The sequence below is a fragment of the Corynebacterium sp. MSK032 genome (assembly GCF_030232065.1).
Classification (GTDB): Bacteria; Actinomycetota; Actinomycetes; order Mycobacteriales; family Mycobacteriaceae; genus Corynebacterium; species Corynebacterium jeikeium_D.
The window spans coordinates 1-7,049 of sequence record NZ_JASPJR010000026.1; the positions used below are offsets into that span (position 1 = coordinate 1).

Below are 7,049 nucleotides of genomic sequence, written 5' to 3' on the forward strand. Positions count from 1 at the left end.
GTAGGTCGCCGCCGGCATAATAATCTTGTTTTGTGGGTCGTGGTTGCCTTGCCCCTTGTGTGGGGTTGGGTGCTGCGGCCCACTTTTGTTTTACCCACAGGTAAACAGAATTAACTAAGCGTCGATCGGATCCTCGGTTTCCTCTTTTGGTGAATCCTCGTTGGCTCTCTGTGGCAGACTGTCTCTATGACTAATCAGACACCTAACTCCGATGTGGTTAACCTCGCTTCTTCTGAGGACGAGGCTCAAGACAACTTCACTCCCGTAACGACCGAAGAAGGTAAGCTACAACAGCTTATTGAATGGCTCGAAGAACACGTCTCGGCCTATTCCTACTTGAGCGAGGTTGTCCCCTTGGGTGCCTCTGAGGAAGACATTAAGAAGGCTCGTGCTTCAGTCAATGACCGCGGCGCTCGTATGCCAGACGCCATCATTCACGGTTCAATGATGGTCCTGGGGGCGGCCGTCAACCATTCCTCGCCATACCTTGCGTATGCCGACGGCAAAGTAGAGGTGACGGATACGACGGTGGGGGATAGTCCTAGCGTTCCGGTGCGGGTTTTTGTCCCACAGGATCCAACCGGGTCTGTGGTAGTTGCCGCACACGGCGGCGCTTTCTGGATGGGCGACGGCAGTCTGCGTGAGAATTCCTTCGGCCCAAATATGGCTGCCCTGGCAGCCCGATCGGGCGCAATTGTTGTGGATGTGGATTACCGTCTCGCGCCAGAGCATAAAGTATCTGAGGCCGTCAATGACATCGCGCGGGTAGTCGCATCTGTTGCAGATGATTCGTTGCAGCTTCAAAAATTGGGTGCAATGCCCATCAGTGATCAGAACCCGATAGTTCTCTATGGTGTCTCTTCAGGCGGCCACAACGTTGTTTCTGCGGTGGACCAGATTAGTCAAGACACTCCGGTTGCTCTGTTGCTCGTTGCCCCGGCTCTAGACCTGCGTGGTGCTCCTGCGGTGTGGTTGCAGGCATTCTTCGGCACCTCTGATGATTCGGCAAAGGAAGTGTCACCGGGATTGCATGAGCCGTCGCGAAGCATGCGTGTCCACGTTCAGGCGGCCTCCCGCGATACTGTCGTTCGGCCAGCTACCGAGTACCTGAAGAAGGTTGAGGAGGCAGGGGGAGAGGCCTCTCAGGCGGTATTCTTGGCGACTCACCAGATTGCGGTTCCAAAGGTTCAGCGAGAACAGATTACGGACGCGGCGCGGTTCATTCTAGAGGCCACTCACACGGAACGTGAGCTGCCAGAGGATCCGGCAGGTGAATACGATAAGGAAGCGATCGACCGGCAGAACGAAGAGTCATGGGGCAAGAGCTAGTCAATCCGTTTCAGTTCCCAATGGCGCTCTCGCCGTGCATGTGAGCACCGCGGAGGGGGCGCTGCTAAGGGAAATCGGGGGCGGGTCTAGAACAGTTCAGTGCCAAAATGTCGGGGGCTAACAGCCCCCGGACTAGTTCAGCGGCAGGAGGTTGCGCTTCGTTGCGTGTACCTCTTCCACCCGGTCGATGTTGCGTTCGAGCACATTCCAATCGTTGACAGGAATATTGCGCTGGGCTTGGGCAATGATTGACTTGTCTGGAGTGGACCACGCGAGCGGCACTGGGGTGATCTCGTCGTAGAACTCGGTGCGGCTCTTGTGTGTACCGGCCACAGCAACAGCTGGCACCTTCGCGCCCACGCGGCGGGGGACACCGGAAATCGTGGTGACCGTACGTGTAGCCAGGGCCGGGACGGGCTCGCCATCGGAGGGGTTTTTACGCATGTCCACCAGGGTCATCAGCACCATGGTCCGCTCATCCACACGCGCAATCATGGCCGGAACCAGCGGGGATTCGTCGTAAAGCTCTTGCGGATCCTTAATTGCGCGTCGCACCTGGAAGGTAACGCCGACGTAGAGAGCCGCGAGGGCGAAAAGCACAACCGCGCTGCCGATAACAAACGGAGTGCGGTCGAAAACTACTAGAACCAGCACAGCGCCGACGAGCAGCAGAGCAGAGAAAATGCCTGAAGAGATGAGCAGTCGGCGGGCATCGCGGTAGTACTCGTTGTTGGCGTTGGTGTGCTCGCGGTTGACAGGGAAGTGAAAGTTCATGGCAGTCCTTTAGTTATCCAGTTTTCTAGGATTCCGAGCTAGCGGTGGAATCACCGGGCAGGGTTGGGCCGAGGTACTCGTCTGCGTCGACGATTCGGTAGGCGTAGCCCTGTTCCGCCAGGAAACGCTGGCGGTGAGCTGCGTATTCGGTATCGAGCGTATCGCGAGTCACCACCGAGTAAAAGACGGCGCCACCACCATCGGACTTCGGGCGCAGGAGACGCCCCAGGCGCTGTGCCTCCTCCTGTCGGGAACCGAAGGTGCCGGAGATTTGCACGGCGACAGAGGCTTCGGGAAGGTCGATGGAAAAGTTCGCAACCTTGGAGACCACCAGCGTGTTGATCTCGCCGCGCCGGAACTTCCCAAAGAGCTCCTCGCGTTTGGCGTTGGATGTCTTTCCTTCGATGACGTCGACGCCGAGCTCTTCGCCGATCTCTTCGAGCTGATCCAGGTAGGCACCAATCACCAGAGCGGGTTCGCCCTCGTGTCGGGCAAGGATTTGCTTGACGACGGGAATCTTCGTCGGCGTCGTTGCGGCCAGACGATACCTGTCGGAGGCCTCAGCCGTGGCGTAGAGCATGCGCTCGGACTCGGTCGGGGTCACGCGGACCTCAACGCAGTCTGCCGGTGCGATCCAGCCCTGGGCTTCAATGTCCTTCCATGGGGCGTCGTAGCGCTTCGGGCCAATCAGGCTGAAGACATCGCCCTCGCGGCCATCTTCGCGCACCAGGGTAGCGGTGAGCCCCAGTCGACGGCGCGACTGCAGATCCGCACTCATTCGGAACACGGGAGCGGGCAGGAGGTGGACCTCGTCGTAGATGATGAGGCCCCAGTCGCGGGAATCGAATAGCTCGAGTGCGCGGTATTCTCCCTTAGTCTTGCGCGTGACCACTTGGTAGGTCGCAATGGTGACGGGGCGAATTTCCTTCTTTTCGCCGGAGTACTCGCCGATTTCGTCCTCGGTCAGCGAGGTGCGTCGCAGCAGCTCGTCGCGCCACTGCCTGCCGGCGACGGTGTTGGTGACCAGAATCAAAGTGGTGCGCTGCGCGTCTACCATGGCCGCTGCACCGACGATTGTTTTGCCTGCGCCACAGGGCAGCACCACGACGCCGGAGCCGCCTTCGCGGAAGGAATCAGCCGCCATGCGTTGGTAGTCGCGCAGTTCCCAGGTGTCGTGGCCGCCGGTGCCCTGATCCTGCCAAGCGATGGCGTGTGCCTCACCATCGATGTAGCCGGCGGTGTCATTGGCCGGCCAACCGACCTTCAGCAGCTCCTGTTTGATTCGGCCTCGCTCGGAGGGGTGCACGGTCCAGGTGTCGGCGTCGATTTGCTCGCCGAGCATCGGACGAATCTTTTTGTGCTTGGTCACCTCGGCCAGTACCGCAGGGTCGTGTGAAACCAGAATAAGGCCGTGAGCTGGATGCTTGGTCAGGCTCAGGCGACCGTAGCGGTCCATGGTCTCCGCGACGTCGATAAGCAGCGGCTGTGGGACGGGGAACTTGGAGAAGCGCTCGAGGACATCGACCACCTGCTCCGCGTCGTGACCGGCGGCGCGGGCATTCCACAGCGCCAGCGGGGTGATGCGGTAGGTGTGCACATGTTCAGGAGCGCGTTCGAGCTCCGCGAACGGTGCCAGCGCCGCGCGTGCCGCATCCGCCTCCGGATTATCGACCTCCAGCAGCACCGTCTTATCCGATTGGACGATCAGCGGACCCGTACCGAAACCCATTATTTCCTCGCCTCGCAGACATTCGACCAAAAATAAGCTAAAGGTCAATTCTGCCACGATTACGCGGAAGATGCGGCACGGGCTCGAATCATCCCGAACCGCCACATTCGCTTCTGCATCGCTTTACGACGGTCCGCGCGCCCGCCGCCTAGTCGACAGGATGTACTTCGGTAATGCGATGCAGCAGGAAGCGCAGCACTTGGCTGGTGGCCGGGTCGATAGCATCGACCTGCCCACCGGAGACGGTGACTGGGCGCACGCGCTTGCGGCCGGGTTTGCCGTTGCGGTCAACGTAGCTCAAATACAGGTCGTCGCCATGGCGAGCCGCGCGCTGCAGAAGCTTGAACGCTTCGGTGCCGGAGGCGTAGTCGCTCGTGCCACCGGTGCTAGCGCTGGCACCGGCAGCCGTGCCCGTACCTGTCGCCGAATCCGCAGCCGAGCCAGAGACCCCAGCAGTGTTGCCACTGGCTGCAGTGCCACTGGAACTACCAGCGTGCTCAGCAGCACGGTTGCCATCGGCAATAGCCGTCAACGCCTGGCTGATGCGTTCCGGTTCGGGCATCGTTGTACGCGCAGTAGGCACCGGAGCTGGCGCCTCAATGCGGCAGGGAGCGCGACCGAGATCCAGCACCAAACCCTCTGCATCTTCGGCGATGATGGAAAAGCCCGCATTTCTAGCGGTCTCAATCACCTGGGCAAGCGGGGCCTGGCTAATTAGCACCGTTTCGGCAATCTTCCGCAACGCCAGGCTTTGCCCAGCCTGGTGACTCTGGAATGAGGCCAGCAGGGCCGGATCGTCACAGCGGATAAACGAAGCTGCGGGGCCACCGCGGAGACGACCGTGGCGGCGGGCGACGTCGTCAAGCAAATAGGTAATGGACTGCGGCACCTCGCCGACGGCGTAGCGCGAAAGAAACTCCGAGATATCGGCGGCGTTGATGCCGGCGTCGAGGGCATCGCGGAGGCTGTCTTCGGTCACACGGTAGACGCTGGCGAGGCCGGGAGATTCCAGCTGCGCAATCGAACTGAGCATGCGTTCCATCTCCGGGGATGCGGGGCCCGGTACGACGATGGTGTTGTCCGCCTGGACCATCAGGTACGAGGCGTTCGGCGGCAAGAGGTTGTTGCAGGCGGCACGTAGATCGTCGAAGGCCTCGGCAGTGCCGGATTCGATGAGCGCGACCGTGGCTTTGCCGACCTCGCTAAGTCCGACGGAAATTGTTTCCACGCCCGGGTCCCGCACGACGATGCCGAGGGCGACCAGCTCGTCGACCACGCCACTGAGCGTCTCGTCCGTGCACCTCGCGTTGGTAATCGGGTAGTAGTAGGCGGCGCATTCACGCAGGTCAGTCAGAGCAACGATGTCGTTGTCGCTTGCCGACGACGCCACCTGCGCACAGCAGGCCAGCACCATTTCCCGGATTGACGGTACCCCGGAGAGCCGAGCTTGTGGGGAGAGTAGAGCAATGCGCTTGCCTTCCTCATTGAGCTGGTCGACCCGCCAGGGAGCTGCGTCGCTAGTGCGAGTGCCGACCGTCAAACTCACCCACCGGTCAACCAGATCGGCGTCGAGGAAGCCGTCGGCTGCCAGCGTGGGGGCGAAATAGTCACCACCGCTGTCGTGCAGTGGCAGCGGATGCGGAGTGCCGACATGAACCAGGCCCGCTGCACTGAGGTTAGCCACGCCGCGAGCCAACTCCGAGATGTCGACGCCGAGCTCCTCGATGAGACTGCGGGTTTCCCGCACTCCGATGACACCGTTTTTCAAGGTCGGCGCGGGGGCGGTTCCCAGCAAGTCCAGCAGGTCAGTCGCCTGTCGCAAAGTTTCCCAGGCAGTGGCGGCAGCACGGTCGTTACCGCTGGCGATCACGTGGGTAGCGGGGGTTTCGGGGCGCAGGGGGACGTCGTCGTCGGCAAGCCCGACTCCACGCATAAGCGCGCGAACGGTGGCGGGCAGGCGAACGGTGCCCTCGTCGATGCGTTCGAGCAGGCCGGCGTTGATGAGCGCTGGGACCGGCAGCGAAGGGTCGGCATCCGGATGAGCGCCCTTTGTGACGCCGAGCCCTCCGGAGTTGGCGAGGGTATCCAGGAGACGCTGCTGCCTGTCTGTGACCTCGGTGAGTGCCGTGCGTAGCTGGCTGCGGCTGGGGCCATCGGGATTGGGCAGAAGATACCAGCCAGGTGGCAACGAGGTGGCGACCTCATCGCTGAGACAGAAGTAGTCCTGCCAGGGCAGAGGTTTCTTGCGGGTGGACTTGCCGGTGAAGGTGCCGCGGGGGCCGGGACCGTTGCCCCAGATGAGTCCGTATTCGCGCAGGGTATCGAGGCTTGTCCGAATATGCGTGGCCGTGGGCCGTTGATTGGCGGGAACCTCTGCTCGAGAGAGTAAGTCGAGAATGTAGTCGATGAGGGCGTCCGCAGTGACGGGTTCGGCGTCAGCACCGAGGTCGGCGGCGGCCTCAATGCAGGCGAGCTCCAGTGCGGGCAGTTTGGTTAGCGCGCGGGAGACAGAAGCGCGGAGCTGGAGCCTTGCCGCTAGCACCTGGGAAGACTTCGGCGGTGGCGACAGCGCATCGGGGCGATTGCTGAGGATAGTGCCCACAAATTGGTCTGGTTGACCTGCCAGCCAGTCGGAAAAGAGTGCAAAGGGGGTGGTGCTAGTCATGACAATCCCCACTTTAGTGAGATTTAAGGAGGGGAGAAGGTGACTGGGGAGAAAATTTTTGGGATAATCTCAGCATGGCTAACGTTGCAAAGAAATCCTATGTCGATCCCGGCTGGCCGAAGGACCTCGAGCCTGGTCAGCACGCTGTTACTGAACTGATTGCTCACCACGCTGGTGCAGATTCGCCTTTCGGCGACATTGAGTTCCCGGTTGATCCGGAGACTCTGGGTTACGTGCACCCGACCACGGTGATTAACAAGTAATCTTTTAGGTTCTTAGCAGAGCTACATCTGCTGGAGGCCCGCAGCCGTGACTGCTAGTTCAGTCATGGCTGCGGGTTTTCACATCAGTGGCCTCGGGGCGGGGGCTTGAGTAGGGGCGCTTGAAGTGGGGGCTGGACCTTATTCAAGCCCGTTTCCGGTCAATCCACCGGAATGGCCCCCATGGATGCGAGCTGCAAATGTGAAACTGTGTAAGTTTATGACACTTTCAAGCCGGTAGGTTCAGGCGGTGAATGCATCACCACTTTCGACCAGGAGAAGTAGTGAAGCA

The 7,049-nt window shown here is 60.8% G+C and carries 5 protein-coding genes; 2 read left to right on the forward strand and 3 right to left on the reverse strand.

The annotated features are described in order from the left end of the window. Positions 1–186: 186 nt before the first annotated feature. Entirely contained in the window at positions 187–1,329 is a 1,143-nt protein-coding gene (locus tag QP995_RS10625; protein WP_049171987.1) for an alpha/beta hydrolase, read from the forward strand. Between the two features lie 132 nt (positions 1,330–1,461). Here QP995_RS10625 and QP995_RS10630 read toward each other — a convergent pair whose 3' ends face one another. From QP995_RS10630 to QP995_RS10640, 3 genes are all read right to left on the reverse strand, one after another. After that, entirely contained in the window at positions 1,462–2,103 is a 642-nt protein-coding gene (locus tag QP995_RS10630; RefSeq protein WP_284853192.1) for a DUF3239 domain-containing protein, read from the reverse strand. A gap of 25 nt (positions 2,104–2,128) precedes the next feature. After that, entirely contained in the window at positions 2,129–3,832 is a 1,704-nt protein-coding gene (locus tag QP995_RS10635; protein ID WP_005511868.1) for a DNA repair helicase XPB, read from the reverse strand. A 148-nt stretch (positions 3,833–3,980) separates the two neighbouring features. Next, positions 3,981–6,497, reverse strand: a complete 2,517-nt coding sequence (locus tag QP995_RS10640; RefSeq protein WP_284853193.1) for a helicase-associated domain-containing protein — start codon at positions 6,495–6,497, stop codon at positions 3,981–3,983. Positions 6,498–6,571: 74 nt separating this feature from the next. Between QP995_RS10640 and QP995_RS10645 the strand changes: the two genes are divergently transcribed. Beyond that, on the forward strand, positions 6,572–6,760 hold the full coding sequence (locus QP995_RS10645; RefSeq protein ID WP_016423317.1) for a hypothetical protein: 189 nt from the start codon (positions 6,572–6,574) through the stop codon (positions 6,758–6,760). The last annotated feature ends 289 nt before the right edge of the window (positions 6,761–7,049 follow it).